General features: G+C 71.5%; 17 protein-coding genes. 11 read left to right on the top strand and 6 right to left on the bottom strand.

The window, feature by feature from the left end; genetic code table 11:
• Positions 1-1,121: FHA domain-containing protein (locus tag NBX02_RS21610; protein ID WP_250292818.1), on the top strand; the 1,121-nt coding region annotated here is incomplete at its 5' end.
• 301 nt (positions 1,122-1,422) lie between these two features.
• Here the strand turns inward: NBX02_RS21610 and cysS are convergent.
• From cysS to NBX02_RS21635, 5 genes are all read right to left on the bottom strand, one after another.
• Positions 1,423-2,994 (bottom strand): cysteine--tRNA ligase, encoded by a 1,572-nt coding sequence (cysS, locus tag NBX02_RS21615; protein WP_250285429.1) that lies wholly within the window; start codon positions 2,992-2,994, stop codon positions 1,423-1,425.
• Positions 2,995-3,338: 344 nt separating this feature from the next.
• Positions 3,339-3,734: a PPOX class F420-dependent oxidoreductase gene (locus tag NBX02_RS21620; protein ID WP_250285427.1), complete on the bottom strand. Its 396-nt coding sequence runs from the start codon at positions 3,732-3,734 to the stop codon at positions 3,339-3,341.
• A gap of 151 nt (positions 3,735-3,885) precedes the next feature.
• Positions 3,886-4,380: a 2-C-methyl-D-erythritol 2,4-cyclodiphosphate synthase gene (ispF, locus tag NBX02_RS21625; RefSeq protein ID WP_250285426.1), complete on the bottom strand. Its 495-nt coding sequence runs from the start codon at positions 4,378-4,380 to the stop codon at positions 3,886-3,888.
• A gap of 271 nt (positions 4,381-4,651) precedes the next feature.
• Positions 4,652-5,335 (bottom strand): 2-C-methyl-D-erythritol 4-phosphate cytidylyltransferase, encoded by a 684-nt coding sequence (ispD, locus tag NBX02_RS21630; RefSeq protein WP_250292820.1) that lies wholly within the window; start codon positions 5,333-5,335, stop codon positions 4,652-4,654.
• 62 nt (positions 5,336-5,397) lie between these two features.
• Entirely contained in the window at positions 5,398-5,880 is a 483-nt protein-coding gene (locus NBX02_RS21635; protein WP_006545253.1) for a CarD family transcriptional regulator, read from the bottom strand.
• 402 nt (positions 5,881-6,282) lie between these two features.
• Between NBX02_RS21635 and NBX02_RS21640 the strand changes: the two genes are divergently transcribed.
• The 8 genes from NBX02_RS21640 (at position 6,283) to NBX02_RS21675 (ending at position 14,730) form a co-directional block, all read left to right on the top strand.
• Entirely contained in the window at positions 6,283-7,167 is an 885-nt protein-coding gene (locus NBX02_RS21640; protein ID WP_250292822.1) for a hypothetical protein, read from the top strand.
• A 299-nt stretch (positions 7,168-7,466) separates the two neighbouring features.
• On the top strand, positions 7,467-8,045 hold the full coding sequence (locus tag NBX02_RS21645; protein WP_250285422.1) for a hypothetical protein: 579 nt from the start codon (positions 7,467-7,469) through the stop codon (positions 8,043-8,045).
• A 210-nt stretch (positions 8,046-8,255) separates the two neighbouring features.
• The gene (gene radA, locus NBX02_RS21650) at positions 8,256-9,707 is read left to right on the top strand and encodes a DNA repair protein RadA (protein ID WP_250284417.1); all 1,452 of its coding nucleotides are present in this window, start codon (positions 8,256-8,258) and stop codon (positions 9,705-9,707) included.
• 108 nt (positions 9,708-9,815) lie between these two features.
• Entirely contained in the window at positions 9,816-10,895 is a 1,080-nt protein-coding gene (disA, locus tag NBX02_RS21655) for a DNA integrity scanning diadenylate cyclase DisA (protein ID WP_250284418.1), read from the top strand.
• Positions 10,896-10,993: 98 nt separating this feature from the next.
• Positions 10,994-12,001, top strand: a complete 1,008-nt coding sequence (locus NBX02_RS21660) for an A/G-specific adenine glycosylase (RefSeq protein ID WP_445548575.1) — start codon at positions 10,994-10,996, stop codon at positions 11,999-12,001.
• Between the two features lie 252 nt (positions 12,002-12,253).
• The gene (locus NBX02_RS21665) at positions 12,254-12,538 is read left to right on the top strand and encodes a hypothetical protein (RefSeq protein WP_250284420.1); all 285 of its coding nucleotides are present in this window, start codon (positions 12,254-12,256) and stop codon (positions 12,536-12,538) included.
• A gap of 80 nt (positions 12,539-12,618) precedes the next feature.
• Positions 12,619-14,022: a proline--tRNA ligase gene (proS, locus tag NBX02_RS21670; protein WP_250284421.1), complete on the top strand. Its 1,404-nt coding sequence runs from the start codon at positions 12,619-12,621 to the stop codon at positions 14,020-14,022.
• Between the two features lie 153 nt (positions 14,023-14,175).
• Positions 14,176-14,730, top strand: a complete 555-nt coding sequence (locus tag NBX02_RS21675; protein WP_250292825.1) for a DUF3618 domain-containing protein — start codon at positions 14,176-14,178, stop codon at positions 14,728-14,730.
• Positions 14,731-15,041: 311 nt separating this feature from the next.
• On the opposite strand, the gene NBX02_RS21680 is transcribed toward NBX02_RS21675, so the two are convergent.
• A complete protein-coding gene (locus NBX02_RS21680) occupies positions 15,042-16,613 on the bottom strand; it encodes a GGDEF domain-containing protein (protein WP_250284423.1) in 1,572 nt (523 codons plus the stop codon).
• Positions 16,614-18,174: 1,561 nt separating this feature from the next.
• Here NBX02_RS21680 and NBX02_RS21685 point away from each other — a divergent pair.
• Together NBX02_RS21685 and NBX02_RS21690 are read left to right on the top strand one after the other, a co-directional pair.
• Positions 18,175-20,421, top strand: coding sequence for a serine/threonine-protein kinase (locus NBX02_RS21685; protein ID WP_250292828.1), 2,247 nt, complete (start codon positions 18,175-18,177; stop codon positions 20,419-20,421).
• 309 nt (positions 20,422-20,730) lie between these two features.
• Complete coding sequence (locus NBX02_RS21690; RefSeq protein WP_250292829.1) at positions 20,731-21,321, top strand: potassium channel family protein; 591 nt, start codon at positions 20,731-20,733, stop codon at positions 21,319-21,321.
• Positions 21,322-21,514: the final 193 nt, after the last annotated feature.

Consider the following 21,514-nt stretch of genomic DNA (forward strand, 5'->3'; position numbering starts at 1 on the left):
CCCCCGGGGAGCCGCCCTACGGCCGGCGGCCGGCCGAAGGCGCCGGGCCGCTGCCGGCCGGCCCGGGACAGCCGGGCCCGAGCGCGTCGCTGCCGGGCGACCCGTTCGGACGGGACGGCTATGCCCAGGACGGCTACGACTCCCCCGGTCGCCCCGCCGCCGGCCGCCCCGCCGACGGGTACGGCGCCGATGGATACGGGGCCGGCGGGTACGGGGCCAGCGGGTACGGCCGTGACCCGTACGGCCAGGAGAGATACGCCGCCAGCGGCTATCCGCCCGACCCCTACGCCCCAGGCGGCTACAGCGCGGACAGCTACCCGCCCGACCCCTACCGAGACCCTCGCGGCGAGCCTCCCGACGAGCCGTACCGGGCCGACCTGTGGGGCTACGAGCAGGCCGACCCGTACCGCTCCCCCGCGCCCTCCGCGCCCGGCACGGGCGGTGTCGACGACCCGTACGGCCTCGACCGCGGCGCCGCCGCCCGCCCCTCGACGGGAGCAGCGGCCACCGACTACCACCGGCCCCCGCCGAACCAGGCTGGCTTCGAGCGTCCGGCGCGGGAGGCCGCCCGGGAGCCGATCGACGGCTATGCCGCCTGCCCGAGCTGCCACAACCCGAACGAGGTGGGCGCCCGCTTCTGCGAGGTGTGCGGCTTCGATCTTGTCCTGCTGGAGCATCCCGCGCCCGCCTCGGCGGAGCGTTCCGGCCCCAGCGGGCCACTGCCGGTCCAGACCACCGGCTGGGACGTGGTCGTCGAGGCCGAGCGGGAGTACTACGACAGCGGTGACGACCACCGGGTCCCGTTCCCGACGATCTACCCACGGCGGGTGTTCGCGCTCAACGGCCCCCGGCTGCTGATCGGGCGGCGCAGCGAGTCCCGCGGCATCCATCCGGAGATCGACCTGGCCGGCGCCCCCGAGGACCCGGGCATCTCACGCGCGCACGCCATGCTCGAGCTCCTGCCGGACGGCAGCTACGCCGTGCTCGACCCGGGATCAACGAACGGCACCCGGATCAACGACGAGCCGAACCCGATCCCGCCAGGCCAGCCGGTACCGCTGCGCCACGGCGACCGGGTGTATCTCGGAGCCTGGACCAGAGTCACGATCCGTTCCCGGTAACCGCTGTTCCCGGTAACGACCGTTCCCGGGAGCCACCGCTGGCAGCGGCCACTGGCACCGGCCAGCGGAGAAGATCCGAATGGGTCCGTCGTCCGGTACGCCCACCAGGACGAAAAGCGCACCGGACGACGGACTCACCCGAATCAGGTCTCACGCAGGCCTCGCACGCGGACGCGCGAGCCGACACAACGGCCTGCTCCGGCGGCGAGGCCCCGCGCGCGGACGTGCGAGGCTGCCCGCGTGACCCGGCCGCCTGGGGAGTGCCGGCTGCCGGCCGGGCCGGCCGGGTTGGCCGGTATCCCTACGCCAGGTGCCAGCGCTGCCCTTCGGGCGTGTCCTCGACGATGAGGCCACCGGCGGCCAGCCGGGAGCGAATCTCGTCCGCCTCGGTGTAGTCCCGTCGGGCACGCGCGGCCGACCGCAGATCAAGAACGATCTCCATGACGCCGTTGAGCGCCGGCCGCAGCTCGGAACCGGCCGCTGGCCACTGGCTGACCGGGTCGAGCCCGAGAACGACCAGCATCCTGCGCACGACGTCGACCCAACCGGCAAGCTCCCGACGCCGCGCCTTGGACAGCACCTGGTTCCCGCGGCTGACCGCGCTGAAGAGGACAGCCAGCGCCCGGGAGATCGCAAGGTCGTCGTCCAGGGCGGCCGCGAAGGCCGCCCACGCCTGTGCCGGGCTGCTCACCTCGGCCGGGTCGCCGGCCGAGAAAGCATGTGCGGCAGCGGTGGCCACCGTCCCGCCCCACCCGCCCGGGCGGGCGCTCTGGCGGATGCCACCCTTCAGCTGGCTCTGGCTCTGGCCGACGGGATCCCGGCGCGGGTTCGTGGCGCATTCGGCCGCCAGCGCCGCGGCCTCGTCCGGCCCGCCCAGGATGTCGAGCGCGTTACGGACGAACGTCTCGATCCGGTCGTGAGCCGCCGCCGACTCGGCCAGCCCTTCCGAGCTGTACTCCAGCGACGACCGGTAGTGCGCCGACAGCAGGTGGTAACGCAGCACCTGTGGCCTGACCTGCTCGAACGCGTCGCTGACCAGGAAAGAGTTGCCCAACGACTTCGACATCTTGGTGCCGCCGGTGGTCAGCAGACCGACGTGCATCCAGTAACGGGCCATCTGCGGCGCGCCCCCGTGGGAGTGGGCCGCGCTGGCCGACTGCGCACGCTCGTTCTCGTGGTGCGGGAAGATCAGGTCGAGGCCGCCCCCGTGGATGTCGAAGACCTCCCCGAGGTACTTGCCGGCCATTGCCGAGCACTCGATGTGCCAGCCCGGCCGGCCGCGCCCCCACGGCGACTCCCAGAACGGCTCGCCGGGCTTCACACCCTTCCAGAGCGCGAAGTCACGGGGATCGGCCTTGCCCTCATCGCACTCCGGTGAGGCCTGGACCGCTTCCGGACGCTGGTGGGACAGCTCGCCATAGCCGGCGAAGCGGGAGACCCGGAACCATACCGAGTCGCCGCCGCGGTAGGCATAGCCGGTGTCCACCAGCCTGCCGATGAGCGCCAGCATCTCCGGGATGTGCCCGGTGGCCCGCGGCTGGATCGTGGGCGGCAGGACACCGACCGCGCGATAGGCGTCGTCGAAGGCCCGGGTCTGACGGGTGGCCAGCTCCCACACGCTCTCGCCGGCCCGGCTGGCGTTAATTATGATCTTGTCGTCGATGTCGGTGACGTTCTGTACGAAGGTCACCTCAAGCCCGGACGTGACGAGCCACCGGCGGAGCAGGTCGAAGGCGACGGCGGTACGGATGTGCCCGACGTGCGGCGAGGACTGGACGGTGGGCCCACAGACATACACGCCCACGTAACCGGGGCGCAGCGGCTCGAACAGCCGCAGGCGCCGGGTGCGCGTGTCGTAGATGTGGAGTCCCATCTGTCAAGAGTACGGCGCGGCCCCCCGCGGGATCCCTCGCCACCCGTGTCAGACACGACTCCGTTCCATGAACAGCCCGCAACATGTACGAAATCCGACTCCGGTAGAGGGCCGAAGCCGGATGCGCGCGGCCCGGAACGTGGTAGGCGGAACGGGCCATGCACAGTAGTGCGCACGGTATAACGCACCGCATGATGCACAGTAGGTAACAACGGAAGAACACAAGCCACAACGGCGAACCCTGGGAGTTTCACCGCACCCGGCGATATGCTAGGCCATGCAGCGGGACGCCAGGCCGCCGGGATGCCAGGCCGCACAGCAGGCCACATACCGGGCCGTCACCGTCAACCGGTGGTGAACACCCGTTCGACGGTGACGCGGATGACGATCCGCGTCACTTCGGGCGCGTCCCAGCGATACGTCTCGTCACCGGTGTACTTCAGCGCGAGGGCGTCGATCAGCTCGCGGCCCCCCTCTTCCGACAGCGTGGCCCGCCCCCGGACCTCCACGTATCCATAGGGATCCCGCTGGTCGAGGAACATGATTCCCACCCGCGGATCCCGCGCGATATCCCGCTCCTTGGCACGGCCCCGGATTGTGGACAACAGAAGCTCATCACCATCACGATCAATCCACAACACAGTCATGCGCGGAGACCCGTCCGGCCGGATCGTCGCAAGCGTCACGTAGGTCGGGGAATCCGCGAGCTTCTTGACCTTCTCGGGCAGATATGACGACATCAGGCTCCTCTGCCGCTCCTGTCGCTTTCCCACCCTGTCATCCGGTCGACGGCTGTCCGGTTGTCATGCCAATCAGGCATGACAACCGGACAGCTCGTGTCGCGCCCGCGGCACTCCCGGATATATCCCCTGTTCAGACGCGGACGACTGTTCAGACGCGGACGACGAGGGCGGTGGCGATCGCCGCGAGCCCTTCGCCCCGGCCGGTCAGCCCGAGGCCGTCGGTGGTGGTCGCGGACACGCTCACCGGCGCGCCCACCGCCGCCGTCAGGACCTCCTGCGCCTCCACCCGCCGGCCGGCCAGGCGCGGCCGGTTGCCCACGATCTGCACGGCGACGTTGCCGATCGTCCAGCCCGCCTCGGCCAACAGCCTCGCCGTCTCACCCAGCAGGGCCACTCCGGCCGCGCCGGCCCATTCCGGCCGGCCGGTACCGAAGACCGAGCCAAGATCTCCAAGCCCGGACGCGGTCAGCAGTGCGTCACAGGACGCGTGCGCGGCGACGTCACCATCTGAATGACCGTCGAGCCCGGTCTCGCCGGGCCAGAGAATGCCGGCCACCCAGCAGGGGCGGCCCTCCGCGAACGGGTGGACGTCGACACCGAGCCCGACCCGGGGCAGTCCGGACAGATCCCTCACCTCACTCACACGTCACCACTCACACGTCACTCAAGGAGCACATCGCTCAAGGGGGCTCAGGGAGAAGGAGCCGGCCGTCAGACGGACCAGAGGGTCCGCGGCCTGAACACCGTTCCAGCGGCGCTCGCGTTCCGCCGGCAGCGGCAGCGCAACGACCACCGCGTCGCCAGGGACCCGGCGCGGGCAGATAGTCACCGCGCCAGGACCTGTCTGGCTGGTGTTCGCTCGCGCGGACAGCGCCCGGACGGCCGCACGACCGAACACACGACCGAACATCGGCCTAACGGTGCGCGAGCAGTGCCTCGGCGAGAATCAGGTCGGCGGGCCTGGTCACCTTGAACGCCTCCTGGGAGCCGGGAACGGTCGTCACGGCCACGCCGAGCGCCTCGACCAGCCCCGCGTCATCAGTGATCGCCATATCGGGAGGCAGCGTCGCGCTGAGCCGGTAGGCGTCGTCCAGCACGTCCCGGCGGAATCCCTGTGGGGTCTGTACCGCGCGCAGGACGTCGCGCGGCACCGTCCGCACGACCCGGCCGGTCTCGTCGATCTGCTTGATGGTGTCGTTGACCGCGAGCACCGGGATGACCGCGGGCGCTCCGGCCAGGACCGCTGACGCGACCGCGTCGACAAGCGCCGGTGGCGTCAGCGGACGGGCCGCGTCGTGCACGAGGACGACCCCCACCGTCTCGTCGAGTACCGCGATGGCGGCCCGCACGGAGTCGATCCGTTCGGCGCCACCAGCGATCACCCGCACGCCGGGCCCGAGCAGTGCCTCGAACACGTCCAGCTCCGCGGCCGGAGCTGCGACGACCACCTGGTCGACCAGGGCCGCGGAGGTCAGTGACTCGACCGCGTGCTGGACGAGGGAACGGCCGGCCAACGAACGAAGCGCCTTGGGTACGGCTCCACCAAGACGTTCGCCGCGGCCGGCTGCCGGCACGACCGCGGCTACACGATCAGACATATGCATAAAAAGCGTCAAATGGATTCGGACGCGTTGGCTATCCGGAGTATCCGCCGCCGCGACTAACCCGCCAGCACCTCGTCGAGCATCGCCTCGGCTTTGTCCTCGTTGGTGCCCTCGGCCAACGCCAGCTCGCTGACCAGAATCTGACGCGCCTTGCTCAGCATGCGCTTCTCACCAGCGGACAGCCCCCTTTCGCGATCACGACGCCAGAGATCACGAACGACCTCGGCGACCTTGTTCACGTCACCCGAGGCGAGCTTCTCGAGATTCGCCTTGTAACGCCGCGACCAGTTGGTCGGCTCCTCGGTGTGCGGGGCCCGCAGGACCTCGAACACCCGCTCAAGGCCGTCCTGGCCGACCACATCACGGACACCGACCATCCCGACGTTGTCTGCGGGGACGCGCACAGTGAGGTCACCCTGAGCGACCTTGAGCACGAGATAGAGCTTTTCCTCGCCCTTGATGACGCGTGTTTCAATCGCGTCTATGAGAGCAGCACCGTGATGTGGGTAAACAACGGTCTCGCCGACTTGGAACGCCATGTGTCAAGTGCCCCTTCCGCCTTCACCAGGGTAACACGCGTGCATCGACGCAGGTCAGACGCGTGCTTGTGGAACAGGTCGGCGACGGCCCGACCGGACGTCCCGGTGACGCGTCCAGAGCGCCCCGGCAACGCTCCGGACCAGGCGAAACAGGCAATGGCCACCAGCATGGGCAGCTCGCCCGGATGTTGTTGCTGTGCTTCCCGCTACCCCGTAACGCCCTGATCGACACTGTGACCAACATCGTGATCGCGGGAGAACGGCCGCGCCACCGCGGATGACGCCGCCTCGCGAGGAGGCTCCCCTGGACGACGCCCGGCCCACCGGCGTCCGCCCTGTTGACACGGCACCAGCTTCCTATACCACCCGGCACATGGGCCGTCCATCAGCCACGATGGAGGGGTGCACGTCACACCGCCGCCGCCACCCGCCTCCGGGGACGACGGAAACGGTCCCCGCCACGAGGACGACCAGCATGCCCATCTTCCGTATCAGCGCTGGGATGAGCTTCCCCCGGTCGACGTCCTGATCCCCGACGATCTGAGCGAACTCGACGCCGAGGTGGCCACCTACCAGGCCGAGCTGCGGTCGCGACGGCGGCGGGAGCGCGTCGACCGGCTGGTCCCGGGCCTGCGGCGCCTGCGCGCCCGGCGCGGCCGGCGTCACCGGCCCGACCTGCTCGAGCGGCTCGACCGACGTGCCCAGCGGGAGGCGCCGGCCGGGCGGTCCCGCCACACCTCCGGAGCCGTCGTCGCGCTGATCGTCATCGTCCTCGCAGCGCTGGGCGCGATGGTGCCGCTCGTCCTCGCGCATCCGCGGCCGCTCGCGCCGCGGGGCGCGGTCCCGCTCGCGTCCACGAGCGTGCTGCCGGGCGCGGTCGGTGGGCTGCTGCCCGACGTCCCGCTCAGTACCGCCCGCACCTCCCGTCCCGCCACCGACCTGCGACCGGCGCTGATCGTGCTGCTGCCGGTGGCGTGCGAGTGCCCGCGGGCCATCCACGAGATCGTGAGCCAGACCCGGGAGGGCCGGCCGATACCGACCTACCTCGTGGCGCCGTGGACCGACGACCCCTCGCTGGAGCGGCTCGTCCGCCAGCCGGACGCGGCCGCGGGGCTCGCCGTCGGCTACAACGACCCGGGCGCCTCCCTGTCCCGGCTGTACCGGGCCGATCCCCGGCAGCCGACCCTGCTGCTCGTCGCCATGGACGGCCGCCTGGTGCACCCGCCACGCACCTTCACCGTCGGTGACCGCCTGGAGGGATGGCTGGGGGCGTTGCCGGGCCGATAGGCCTCCCTCACCACTCTGGCCCGTCTGGCCCTGGCCCGTCTGGCCCGTCCGGCCCGCGGCTCATCCCGGCCCGGCCCGGTCGCGCCCGCCGCGCGGCGGCGTCCCGCGGCTGGTTCACCGCGCCACCGGAGGACCTGCACTAACATGTGGTCCGCGGTCGAACTCTGCACGTATGCGAGTTCTGTGCGAATGTGCGTCCTGGGGTTGGGACCGTGCCCGCCCCGTCCGCCGGTCCGGCGACGGGGTCAACCGAGACCGACGTGACGACCGTCGGCTCCGCACCGAGGAGCAGCCGACTCGTGAGCCACCGCCCGCGCGTGCGTACCGCGACCGCCTTGCTGGTGGCCGCCACATCGCTGACCGGCACGGCCGCGCTCTCCGCCTGCGCGGCCGGCAGCGACGCGCTGACGTCACAGGCGCGCACGACCACGAACACGGTCTCCGGCGCCGTCGGCACCATCTCGCTGCGCAACGTCTACGTGGCCGGGCCGGCGGCCAGGGGCGCGGACGCCCAGGTGGTTTCGGCCTTCTTCAACGGGGGGACCCAGGAGGACCAGATCATCCAGGTCAGTTCCGACGCGGCCAACGGTGGCGTAGCACCCGCGTCGGCGGTCCTGAAGCCCGGCGGCGGCGTCATCTACATCGCCAACGGCAGCGCCCCGACCCTGACGGGGCTTAACCGCGAACTGCTCGTCGGGCAGGCGGTCCCGGTCACGTTCACGTTCGCCAAGGCCGGCAGCGTCACCCTGAACGTCCCGGTGGAGCCGGCCGCTCCCGGGGCGTCCGCGCAGCCGACGGCCGCGGTGACGACCCCGCCCGCGCAGGGCGGCACGACGCCCGCGCCGCGCGCCGTGGCCTCCGCCGACCGGGCGCACTGACCGGGCGGCCTGGACGGCCTCGTTACCGTGGAGCCGCGCCGGGCCGGCGTCAAGGCCGGACAGCGTCCGCCGGCTCCGCTCCGCGACCAGGCAAAAGCGATCATTATGATCCGTTGGGACAGATCAACATAATCGTTGTCGTCCAGCTGACAATGTCGATTATCCACCGCCCCGTAGTAGTTGTCGGAGCATGCCTATACGGTGCGGGCCATGTCCTCTCGGCCTCCCGTTCCCCGACCGAGCACCCCAGGCCCTGCCGGCTCCCGTATCGCCTCGGGCGGCTTCCGGTGCAGCGGATGCGGTGCGGAGGCCGTCAAGTGGACCGGTCGCTGTCCGCGCTGCCAGGCGTGGGGGACGGTCGAGGCACAGGTTCCCCCCGCCCGCACGGCCCACCGGGTCAGCGGCCGCGGCCTGGCGGCGCGGCCCGCCGCGGTGGTCACGGCGCCCGCGCGCCCGATGCCGGATGTCGACATCACCACGGCCCGCAGCCGTCCGACCGGCGTCACCGAGCTCGACCGGGTGCTCGGCGGCGGGTTCGTGCCCGGGGCGGTCGTCCTGCTGGCCGGGGAGCCGGGTGTGGGCAAGTCCACGCTGCTGCTTGAGGTCGCCGCCCGTAGCGCCACCTCCGGCGCGCGGGCGCTGGTGGTCACCGGTGAGGAGTCGGCCGCGCAGGTGCGGCTGCGGGCGGGCCGCACCGGGGCGGTGCACCCGGAGCTGTGGATAGCCGCCGAGACCGACCTGGAAGCCCTTCTCACCCACGTCGACGAAGTTCGCCCTGAACTGCTGGTCGTCGACTCGGTACAGACCATCACCACCGCCGCGGCGGAAGGCGCCGCCGGCGGGGTCACCCAGGTCCGTGAGGTGACCGCGGCGCTGATCCGGGCGGCGAAGGCGCTGGACATGGCCACCGTCATCGTCGGCCACGTGACCAAGGACGGCACCGTTGCCGGGCCTCGCCTGCTCGAGCACCTCGTGGACGTCGTCCTGCACTTCGAGGGCGAGCGCCACTCGTCCCTGCGCCTGGTCCGGGCGAGCAAGAACCGTTTCGGCCCGTCCGACGAGGTCGGCTGTTTCGAGATGGGCGACGGCGGCATCCGCGGGGTCGCCGACCCCAGCGGGCTGTTCCTGTCCCGCTGGCACGACGGCGGGCCGATGGACGGTGTGGCGGGTACCTGCGTGACGGTCACGGTCGAGGGCCGCCGGCCGCTGGTGGCCGAGGTGCAGGCGCTGGTGGCGAGCTCGGCCGCGGCCGTGCCGCGCCGGGCGGTCTCCGGGCTGGACTCGGCGCGGGTCGCGATGATCCTCGCCGTCGTGGAACGCCGTGGCCGCGTCCAGCTGGGGAAGTCGGACGTCTACGCGGCGACCGTCGGCGGTGTCCGGCTCGCCGAGCCGGCCGCCGACCTGGCGATCGCGCTGGCCACGATCAGCAGTGTCGAGGACCGCCCCATCCCCGGGGACCTGATAGCGGTCGGCGAGGTCGGCCTGGCCGGTGAGGTCCGCTCGGTGGGCGCGGTCCGCCGGCGCCTGACCGCGGCCTTCAGGCTCGGCTTCCGGCGGGCGCTGGTACCCCCGGACGCCGGCCCGGCACCCGAGTACATGACGACGATCGAGGTTTCCGACCTGGGCCAGGCGATACGGCACATGTACGGCGCGAGCGAATGAAAAGCACATTCGGTGAAAACACCGCTACAACAACGCAGGAGCGGCATGGCAAAGCAGCCGGCCCGATACCATGACCAGGGCGGGACACCCCGACACAGAGGGAGCCAGATGGCAGGATCACCCGGGGATGACACCTTCCGGGCGACACTGGCCACTGTCGCCCCCGGTACCCCTTTCCGGGACGGGCTCGAGCGCATCCTGCGCGGCCACACCGGTGCCCTGATCGTACTTGGTCACGACAAGGCGGTCGAAGGCATCTGCACGGGCGGTTTCGAGCTGGACGTCGAGTTCTCCGCCACCCGGCTGCGGGAACTGGCGAAGATGGACGGCGCGATCGTCCTGTCGTCCGATCTCCAGCGGATCGTGCGCGCGGCCGTCCACCTGGTGCCCGACCCGACGATCTTCACTGAGGAGTACGGCACCCGGCACCGCACCGCCGAACGGGTCGCCAAGCAGAGCGGGTACCCGGTGATCTCGGTCAGCCAGTCGATGCGCATCATCGCGCTGTACGTGGCGGGCCGGCGTTACGTCCTCGACGAGTCGGCCGCGATCCTGTCCCGGGCCAACCAGGCGCTGGCCACGCTTGAGCGTTACAAGATGCGGCTGGACGAGGTCGCCGGCACACTCTCCGCGCTCGAGATCGAAGATTTGGTCACCGTTCGTGACGCGATATCGGTCAGCCAGCGCCTGGAGATGGTCCGCCGCATCGCCGACGAGATCGAGGGCTACGTCGTCGAACTGGGAACCGACGGCCGGCTGCTCTCCCTCCAGCTCGAGGAGCTGATGGCGGGGGTCGAGACCGAGCGAGAACTCACCGTCCGTGACTATCTGCCCTCCGGTGGCAAGGTCGGTACCGCCGCCGAGGTGCTGGCGCAGCTGTCCGCGATGTCGTCGACGGAGCTGCTGGACCTGACCGTGCTCGCCCGCGCGCTGGGCTTCCCCGGCGGCGCGGACGTGCTCGACAGCCAGGTCAGCCCCCGTGGCTACCGCATGCTGGCCAAGGTGCCCCGGCTGCCGCGGCTGGTGGTGGACAGGCTCGTCGACCACTTCAGCACCCTGCAGAAGCTGCTGGCCGCCGGCGTGGACGACCTGCAGGCGGTCGAGGGCGTCGGCGAGGCGCGCGCGCGGGCCGTCCGCGAAGGGCTCTCCCGTCTCGCCGAATCCAGCATCCTCGAACGCTACGTGTAACCAGAACGCTACGTATAACCGGAACGCTACGTGCGACCGCCGCACCGCGGGTGGAGCCGCCGCAGGCCCTGATCCGCCCGGCCGACAGCCGTGCCAGGATGGCGGAGATGGCATCCACCGCGCCCGATCAGGCCAGCCCGGCCCCGGTGGCGGCCTCGGCCGCCGTGGCTTGCGATCCCGCGGCCGCTCCAACCGCCGGGGCCGGCCCGCGGGCCGTGCCGACGTTCGCCGATGCCGTCCTCGGCTGGTACGCGGCCCATGCCCGTGACCTCCCCTGGCGGCACCCGGACGCGGGCCCCTGGGCGGTTCTCGTCAGCGAGATCATGCTGCAGCAGACGCCGGTGAACCGGGTGCTGCCAGCATGGTGGGCCTGGCTGGACCGCTGGCCGGCCCCCTCCGCGCTCGCCGCGGAGCCGGCCGGCGAGGCCGTCCGCATGTGGGGACGCCTGGGCTACCCGCGCCGGGCGCTGCGGCTGCACCAGGCCGCGGTGGCCATCACCGAGAAGTATCACGGCTCGGTTCCCGACGACCTGGAGGATCTGCTGCGGCTGCCGGGGGTGGGGACGTACACCGCCAGGGCGGTCGCCGCGTTCGCCTTCCGCCAGCGCCATGCGGTGATCGATGTCAACGTCCGGCGGCTCGTCGGCCGGGCCGTCGAAGGCCGCGACGACCAGCGGAGCGCGGTGTCACGCCGGGATCTGGAGCTGGTCGAGTCCCTGCTGCCCCCGGACGCCGAAACCGCGGCCCGGGCCAGTGCCGCGTTCATGGAGCTCGGCGCGCTGATCTGCGTCGCACGCACCCCGCGCTGCGCCGCCTGCCCGCTGCGGCCGGAGTGCGCCTGGCAGCGAGCGGGCAGCCCGGCCGCCACCGGTCCGGCCCGGCGTGCGCAGAGCTACGCCGGGACCGACCGGCAGGTGCGCGGAAAGCTGCTCGCGGTGCTGCGCGAGTCACCCACCCCGGTGCCCCAGGACGCCCTCGACGCGGTGTGGGACGAGCCGGTGCAGCGCGGCCGCGCGCTACGCGGCCTGCTCGACGACGGCCTCGCCGTCACGGTCGCGCCCGGCGTGTACGCCCTGCCCGGCGAACACTCCTGGCCCGGCGCGTAGGACCTCCACCCGACCTGCTTGCGGACGGACGCCGGTCATGGCCCGGGGCCCCGGGCCCGGCGATCCCGCCGGTATTTGCTATAAAGCAAGGGAAGGTTTCGCAAGCAGCCGGCGGCAAACTGGCCGACCAGAAGTAAATGGTACCGATGAGCGTAATTCGTAAGTGGCTTGAATTGCTCGGAAAAAGGACCACACAGTTGGCCGCGAACACATCGGGCCGGATTGCTAACTTCGCATCGAGGAGGCCCGAACATGGACACCTACGGCGACCCTGTTCCCGAACCCCGAGGCATGCCCGCCCCGACGCCGGCCTCGCTCGCCGAGGTGGTGACGGTACGGCGCGGCCCACTGGTCGACCACGAGCTCGTTCTCACCACCGGAGCGACCGCGTCCGACGTGACGTCCGCGATGATTCTGGTGCCACCGCAGGCAGCGCTGGTGAGCTTCCACGGCGACGTCGACCTGTCACTGGTCTTCCGGGAGACTCCCCGGGGCCGTGGCGACGGCCCCGACGACCTGGCCAGGCCGTCCATGTAGGGCGTGCGGGCCGTGAAGGAAGGCCACATCGCCTCCGGGCGGGTGGGCCGCACGGGACAGCCAGGCAATATCGTGGGCGGGTGGCCATACTCTCTCCCCGCGGCGAGGACTTCCCTCGCTGGTATCAGGACGTGCTCGCCAAAGCCGAACTGGCCGACAACGGCCCCGTCCGGGGAACCATGGTCATCCGACCGTACGGCTACGCGATCTGGGAGCGGATGCAGGCCGACGTGGACGCCCGGATCAAGGCGACCGGGGCGGTCAACGCCTACTTCCCGCTGTTCATCCCGGAAAGCTACCTGCGCCGGGAGGCCCAGCACGTCGAGGGCTTCAGCCCGGAGCTCGCGGTCGTCACCCACGGCGGCGGCAAGGAGCTGGAAGAGCCGGTGGTGGTCCGCCCGACCAGCGAGACCGTGATCGGCGAGTACATGGCGAAGTGGACGCAGAGCTACCGCGACCTGCCGCTGCTGCTCAACCAGTGGGCGAACGTGGTGCGTTGGGAACTGCGCCCCCGGCTGTTCCTGCGCACCAGCGAGTTCCTCTGGCAGGAGGGGCACACCGCGCACGTCGACCAGGTGGACGCTGCCGCCTACGCCCGCCGCATCCACCTCGAGGTCTACCGGGAGTTCATGACCTCGGTGCTCGCGCTGCCCGTCCTCGTCGGCCGCAAGACGGCGAAGGAGCGCTTCGCCGGCGCCATCAACACCCTCACCCTCGAGGCGATGATGGGCGACGGCAAGGCGTTGCAGATGGCGACCAGCCACGAGCTCGGGCAGAATTTCGCCCGCGCCTTCGACATCGGCTTCCTGGGCGCCGACGGCCAGCGGCACCTGGCATGGACGACGTCGTGGGGCTCGTCGACCCGCATGATCGGCGGTCTGATCATGGCGCATGGTGACGACAACGGGCTGCGGATACCCCCGCGGCTGGCGCCCGTCCAGGTAGTAGCGCTGCCTGTGAGGGACGACGCGGCGGTCCTCGAGCGGGCCTCCCGGATCATCGAGGGGCTGCGGGCCGCCGGTCTGCGCGTCCAGCTCGATGCCCGGCCCGGCCTGTCGTTCGGCCGGCGGGTCACCGACGCCGAGCTCAAGGGCATCCCGGTGCGCGTCGAACTCGGCCCGCGCGACCTTGCCGCCGGCAGCGTCACGCTGGCCCGCCGCGACACCTCGGAAAAGATCAACATACCGCTCGACGACGTGCTGGCCCGGGTGCCCGCGCTGCTGGACGACGTCCAGCGGAACATGTACGACACGGCCCTGGCCGCCCGTGACGCCCGCACCCGCGACGTGGCGGACCTCGCCGAGGCGGCCGAGGCGGCGTCGGTGGGCTTCGCCCGCCTGCCGTGGGCCGCCGTCGGTGACGGCGGTGAGGCCAGGCTCGCCGAGGAGTCGTTGACCGTCCGCTGCATCCAGCGGCCGGACGGCACGCTCCCGGACAGCGCGGACGAGCCCGGCCTGGTCTGCATCGTCGCCCGCGCCTACTGATCGGGCCCCGCGCCGGTTAGCCCTGCCGTCCCCGGGTATTTCCAAGATCGGGCCTGTGACGCCCGACCGCCGGCACGGCCACGCTGACACGTGGCTCCCGCCCGAGCGGACTCCGCTCCGAGCGGGAACTGCCGTGCTGTCGCACGCACGGCCGTGAGCATCGAGGAGAACGGGAGCAGGCTCATGGGCGAGAATCCGGACAAGATCAGAACGGACATCGAAATGACCCGGTCCCGGCTCGCCGAAGAACTCGGCCTGCTGTCGGAACGGGTAAGTCCGGGCCGGGTGGCGGGACGAACCGCGCAGGATGCCCGTGTCGCCGTGACCCACGCGCGGGAACGGGTGGTCAGCGGCACGGCCGACGCCCGTACCCGGCTCGCCGGATACGCGGGCGAACTCGGGCCCAAGGTGTCGACAACGGCCCACCGGGCATCGGTGACGGCGCACAGGGCTTCGGCCGGCGCGTACCGGGCCGGGCAGACCGCGGACGAACTGGTGCACCGGGCCGGCCAGAACCCGCGGGTCGCCGCGGGCACCAGAAAAATCCGGGAATCCACGGGCCAGGTGGTACGGACAACGCGCGACCGGGCCGCGGGCAATCCCGGTGCCGCCCGGGCCGTGGCGGCCGGTGCGGCCGGTATGGCGGTGACCGGCGCGGTCGTCCTCACCGTCATGCGGTGGCGTCGCCATCGGAACTGGTACGGATAAAAGCTCACCTCGGGGCACCGCGCGGCCGGGCACGAACCCGACCAGGCACGAACCCGACCAGGCACGAACCCGACCAGGCACGAACCCGACCAGGCACGAACGCGACCAGGCACGAACGCGACCAGGCACGAAACGGCCGGGCAGGTGGCCGCATACCCGCTTCGGTCAGAAGATCGAAGGCGTGTCGACGGCCGCCTGCCCGGCCGGGTTCTCCCGCGTCCTCCGCGTCCCCGGGCCCGCCGTGTTTCCGTGTTTCCGGAATTCCCGGGTATCACCGGTATCACGGTCCTGTGGTCCCGGCGCCAACGGCCTCAGGCGGTTGTGGTGCGGATGTCGTGCGTGCTCCGCGCTTCCCGGGTGTCCCGGGTGTCGGGGGTGTCTCCGGGCCTGTCCTCGGACGGGGCCGTGGCCGATGTGGCGCCGTCCCATACCACGGTGCGGTCCCGTCCCAGCGCCTTGGCTTTGTACAGGGCCCGGTCCGCCATGCCGACCAGCTCCGCCTGGTCCGAGACATGCGCGGGAAAGGCGCAGGCGCCCACCGACACGGTGGCGGAAAGCGAGGTGTCGGCATTCACCGTGATAGGGCTGGCGGCCACCCTGGTCCGCATCCGTTCGGCGACCGTGCTGAGCTCGTCCAGATGGACGTTGGGGGCCAGCAGCGCGAACTCCTCACCCCCGTAGCGGGCGAGCACGTCACCCGGGCGGGTGGTCCCGCGCAGCCGGACGCTGATCTCGGCGAGCACCCGGTCGCCCGCCGGGTGGCCGTAATGGTCATTGATCGCCTTGAAATGGTCGACGTCTATGATGAAGAGAGCCAACAGGCCGCCGGTACGGCGTACCCGGGCGAGCTCTATCGGTAGCTCCGCCTCAAGAAAACGGCGGGTGTACAGGCCGGTCAGCCCGTCGGTGATTGCCAGCCGACGCTGGTCGGAGAGCAGGACCGTCATCCGGGCGATCGTCAACAGGAACATCAGGGTCCATGCCACGGCGGTCACCGGAATGTCGTAGGTGATCCCGCGGGCGTACTGCGTGAGCATTGTGGCAGGTGCGGCCAGGGCGGCGCCGAACAGAACGGCAAGGCGACATCGGCCCAGGCCGACGTCGCCGGCCGGAGCCGGATCGGCGATACGGGCCATTGCCGGATGCAGCGCCGCCGCGCCCAGCGCGAGCGCCCCGGCGAGCCAGAGCACGTCCAGGATGTTTCCCGGCTGGTAGCTGCCGTTCAGCCGTTGCAGGCCGTACAGCGTGTCCGCCGTCATGACCGCCACAAGGTTTCCCATGAGAAGGAAGAAGGCCGATGACTGGCGGCCGGATCCGAGAAGCAGCCTGAGCCCGATCGCGAACAGGACGAGATCCAGCGCCGGGTGCCCGAGCAACAGGACGGCATCACCCAGCCGGCCGGGGCCGCCGCGGACATAGGGCCCGACAAGATAGACCCACTCCAGCATGATCACAGCGATCGCGAGCGTTCCGGCGTCCAGCAGGCCAGGCAGGTCACGCCCGGGGGCGCGGTACCGGACGAACAGCACCAGGCCCGTCACGGCGAAGGGGTAACGAAGCAGGAAGAAGGCATCGGAGACGGTCCGGAAAGCCGTGGCGCCGAGCACGTCGTAGAACAGGCAGTGGGCCATGACGGCGGTCACGTACGCGACCTGGCCGGCCCCCAGCAGCAGCCAGGGCAGCCGCGGCGCGGGGCCGGACCGGGCGACACCGACGAAGAACGCCGCCACCGACGACACGCCGATCAGGCAGTAGAGCGCCATCCGCCCCGTATCGCGGACGGGTGTCAGCCGGGATCCGATCACGAGGGCGGCGCCGGCCGTCAGGTAGAGCAGCCACGGCCGGCCGACGGCCTGGCCGGAATCCGCCCGTCCCCGCCCCATCAGGTCGCCCCCCGGCGGCAGGGTGGCCGACCGCGGAACCCGCCCGTCCGGACGGCTCGGCGAAATATCAGGGTTCGTGTCATCCTGGAAACCGCCTTCATGACGACGCCTTCGTGACGAGCCTTCATCACGAGACTTTCGTGACGAGCCTTCATGACGAGTGCCCGGACCCGTTCGGCGGCGCGGAAAATCTCATACCGACTATACGGCACAAAAATTGTACTCCGATGGGCAAAGCCCTCCAAATTACTTGGTGACGACGCCCGGCAACCGGCCCGGCCGGCTTTCCCGGACAGCTCCCGTGACGGTCGGCGTCAGCCGGCGGAGGTCTTCCGGCAGCCCGGGACGCCGACTCCGCCGAAGCGGCTTCCAGGCCTTCCGGGCCGCGGGCCCACGGCCAACAGAATCATGATCGCGGAACCTTGGGCCCGCCGGGAAGCCGGAGCAGCGGGCCTGCCGGACCGGCTTCCGGACCACCCGAGCGAAAGCGGTACAATCACGCTCCTCATGATCCACTGGGAAGCCGCGACCGCCACTACGCGTGACGCAAAGCGGCTTCGCCGCCGTACTCCACCCTGTTCCTCCGCCGCGTCGCCATCTCGGCGCGGACGGCTGGTCCGCGCCGGCGAACGACCGGCCGGCCGGCCCGCCGGAGGACAACAGCGGGTACCCCAAAGCATCACGTGACCGACATCCCTTACGTCGCCTTGTTCGTCCATCTTCGGGTTCAGTCAAACAGTATGGAGGAATGCTTTTCTCTACCGACGTATGGGTCCGTCCTGTCCGCAGCGTGGCCACCAGGGGCAGCCGGGAGATCCGTGCGCTACGCACCGCCGTCGGCCCCCCGTGGCGGGGTGGCCGGCACCGGCGACCAGCCTGGCCACGCGGCCTGCGAGGCTGGCAGGACATCGCCATGGAGCTCGGGACCGGACAGCGGGCGTTGCTTGTCCACGCAGCCACGGACGCCGGCGGCGGCCCGGGTGCGGCATATGCCACAGACCGGTTTTGTCACAGCCGGGCAGGTGACCGGAAACACCGCCGCCGGACGACGTCACAGCACGGGGACGGGCAGTGGGAAGCGGCGCCGCGGGCAGTCCCGCGGGCTTCCGAATACGAAACGGGACGTATTTGCCCGGACGGCCCCGAAGACCCCGGGCAGACCCGGGCACGGCCGCACCGTACGCTGCCTCGCACCCCGGGGAGCTGGCCGTTGTGGACCTCCCCGAACGGCTTCCGGAGCGGCCGCGCCCGGCCGGGGGCAAACGCTCCGGAAAAACATGGCTGTGCCGTCCACGACCTGTCGGCGGCACGACGGGCACGGCTCTACCGGGCCAGCTGATTCCTGATACCGGGAACCGGTACGGCAACCTGCCAGCCTTTTATCTGTACACGAATTTCACGCACCGGTCCGAGAACGACGAGAGGATGTGATCAATCGTACGTTTGAACGTGGTGACCGGTTTTGTTCCCGCTCGGGAAAGTTGATGCGCTCACAGCCATAATGCCCGTCAGCTCGGTAGCGTGATCCCCAGGGTGGGGAAGTCGCAGGAGAGGAGCGGGCGTGCTGGCGCCGCTGACCGACGCTGATCCCCGAAAAATCGGGAGATACTGGCTCCAGGGACGACTGGGTGCCGGCGGGATGGGCGCTGTTTACCTCGGTTTCGACGAGGACGGCCACCCCATGGCAGTGAAGGTCGTCCGGCCGGAGCTGACTGGTGACGCGGACTTCCGGGAGCGGTTCCGCCGGGAGGTCGCGGCCGCGCGTCGCGTCCGTGGCAGGTTCGTCGCGGAGGTCCGGGACGCCGACGTCGACGCGGAACGCCCGTGGATGGCCACCGAGTACGTCGACGGTGTGAGCCTCTCGGCAGCCATCGGCGAGCGGGGGCGGCTGAGCGGATCCATGCTCGTCGACCTCGCCGCGAGCCTCGCCGACGCCCTTGCCGCCATCCACGCCGCCGGGCTGGTGCACCGCGACCTCAAACCGTCCAACATCCTGCTCGCCTGGGACGGCCCGAAGGTCATCGACTTCGGTATCGCCCACGCCGTCGACACGACCGAGCACACCCAGACCGGCCACATCATCGGGACGGTCGCCTGGATGGCCCCGGAGCAGCTCCGTGGCGAACGGGCCGGCCCCGCGGCCGACATCTTCTCCTGGGCGATGTGCGTGGCGTTCGCGGCGACCGGCCGCCACCTGTTCGCGGCGGACACACCCACCGCGTCCGCCCTGCGTATGCTGCGGGAGAAACCGGACCTCAGCGGCATACCGGATGGCCTCACCGCGCTGCTGCGGCGCGCTCTCGACCGGGATCCGGCCAGACGGCCCACCGCTGTCGAGCTCGTCACCGGCATCGTCCGCAACTACCCGGGCAGCGCCGACCTGGCGGACCAGGTCACCCGGCGGGTCCTGGTCGCCCCCCAGCCACCGCCGCCACCGATGGCCGGAGCTGGGGCCGGAGCCGGGACGGCCGACCGGTTGCGGCCCCCGCGCGTGGCGAAGCGCCCGGGCGCGCCCGCCGGCGGACGTCCTGGCACCGCAGCCGCCGGCGCCCTGCGCCGCTGGCAGCTCGCGCTGATCACCGTGGCCGCCGGCATCGCGCTCGGTGTGACCACCGGCCTGGTCATGGCCGTCGCCATGCGGGTCACCCCTGACGGCGGCACGAACCCGCCCGGCGCGATGGCGACACCGTCCGGTGCGCCTGCCCCGGGCGGCGGTGCGACGCCCCCGGCCGCCAGCAGGCCGTGGGTGTCCGCCCCGCCCGCCGCGGCCGGGCTCGCGCTCACCAGGCCGCCGGACAGCGTGGCATGGACGTCGGCGGAGCAGCCGGCGGGTACCCCACCACCCTCCCCGCAGCCAGAGCAGCCGGGCCAGCCCGCCCCCGCCCCCGGCGGCGGGAACGGCACACAGCCCTCGCCGAAGGCGCCGGCGACCCCGATCGAACCGGCCCCCAGCGCGACAGCCCAGCCACCCGCCACCGCCACCCCGACGAAACCGGCGCCGACCTCGCCGGCGCCAGTCCCCAGCAGAACGGCCCAATCACCCACCAGCGCCCCGACGAAGCCACCGGCCTCCCCGTCCGGGGCGCCCACCACGGCGCCGGCCGGCCCTCCATCCGCCGCGGCCTCGCCCGCGGCGGCCTCGCCCGCGGCGGCACCGCCGCGGGCCTCCTCCACCCAGGCGGTGTCGCAGACGTCCAGGCCACGGCCCACAGCACGGCCTCGATCGCCGACGAACCGCGACCAGCGCGCACCATCGAAGCCGGCCGGCCCAGCCGGAACAGCCGGAACAGCCGGAACAGCCGGGCGGCCAGTGGCCACAGCCGGGCAGGGGCCCGCGAACCCGAGCGCCACCACGGACGCCGCCACCAGCGGCGGCGGCTTCACCCCACGAGGCCCCGCGCGAGCGGACCCGGCGCGACAGGGCCCCACACGACAGGGCCCGGCGACACGGACGGCTGTCATCCATCCGCCGCGCATGCCCATCGGCACGATCTCCGACAGCGGTGCCAGCGATCACTCGATCCGGGTGCGGACGCCCCTCACCCGTGGCGGTGGATGGCTGCCACGGACGCTGACGGACTGGCTGACCGGTGCCGCCGGGTGGCGCGACAACCACGGCATCCACTGGTTGCCCGTCGTCCACCCCTCGCTCCTGCATGTGCTGGCTGTCACCGTCGGTGCTCTCCCCCTCCTCCGGGGAGCCGGCCCGACGACGCGCCCACGCCGGTGCCCGTCCCCCGCGGTGCGCCGCTCCCCCGGCCAGGCCAGTACGTCCGATGGCGGGTATTCCCTCACCTTCACGGCCTGACATACCCACGTCACGCTGACTCACAGTCACCTGATGCGATCTTTTGGTGACCGTATGCTCATGGCAGGCGGCCGGGGCCGCGGCAGGCGCAGCTGTCGCGGCCCCGGCCGCCTACGGGGCTCGGATTCCGATCAACCCCGCGAGCGATGCCGGGCCACCGCCGGTGGGGCCCGGCCCTGCCCGCGATTCGCGGCCGGTCGGCGGCCCGAGCGCCGACCGTGATCCCCGGGACGCGGAGGAGCCTGTGACCCACTGCCCGCCAGGCCCTGACATGACGGCCGGCCGCGCCGTCCTCGTCCAGGACAGTCCGTGATCACGAAGAACGCGCGTGACGTCCCGCCGAAGCACCGGCGCGAGGCCACCCGGCCGCCGCCCGGCCAGCGGGTACTTGTCGCGCGCGCCATGGTGCGCGCGGCCCTGAGCATCGTCGCCCTGCTGTTCCTGTACTACCTGCTTCCCTTCGGACGGTCCCTCGGGGGCGGCGTGCACGCGGGCCTGGGGATCGCGCTGGCCGCCGCCCTGCTGGCGTTCGCCGGCATCGTCGGCATCCAGATCCGGCGTATCGCCCGGTCCGCCTACCCCGGGCTGCGCGCCGCCGAAGCCTTCGCCGTGTCCCTCCCGCTGTTCCTGCTGATCTTCGCGGGAACCTACTTCGTGCTCGGACGTGAACAGGCCTGCGCATTCACCCAGGCGATGACGCGCACGGACGCCCTGTATTTCGCACTCACCGTGTTCACCACTGTCGGTTTCGGCGATATCGCTCCCGTTACCCAGACAGCCCGGATCATCACCATGATTCAGATGCTCGGCAATCTCGTCGTGGTCGGTCTTGTCGCGCAGATTTTTCTTGGCGCCATCACCGCCGGGATACGCCGCCGCGCCAGCCGGGAGCCCGAGTGAGTGCGGCCGACCGCGCCGGCCGCCCGGCCGGCCGGCGACGGCGGTCATCAGCCAGCGACAATCCGGTCGCCGACCGACCAGCCCGGCGATCCTGACGACCAGCAGGACCAGGCCGACGGGACCGGCCGGCAGGACCAGGCCGGCAGGACCAGGCGGGCGGCACGGCCGGCCGTCCAACGGGCATGACAGCCGG

Source organism: Protofrankia sp. CiP1_Cm_nod1 (genome assembly GCF_920888515.1).
Taxonomy (GTDB): Bacteria; Actinomycetota; Actinomycetes; order Frankiales; family Frankiaceae; genus Protofrankia.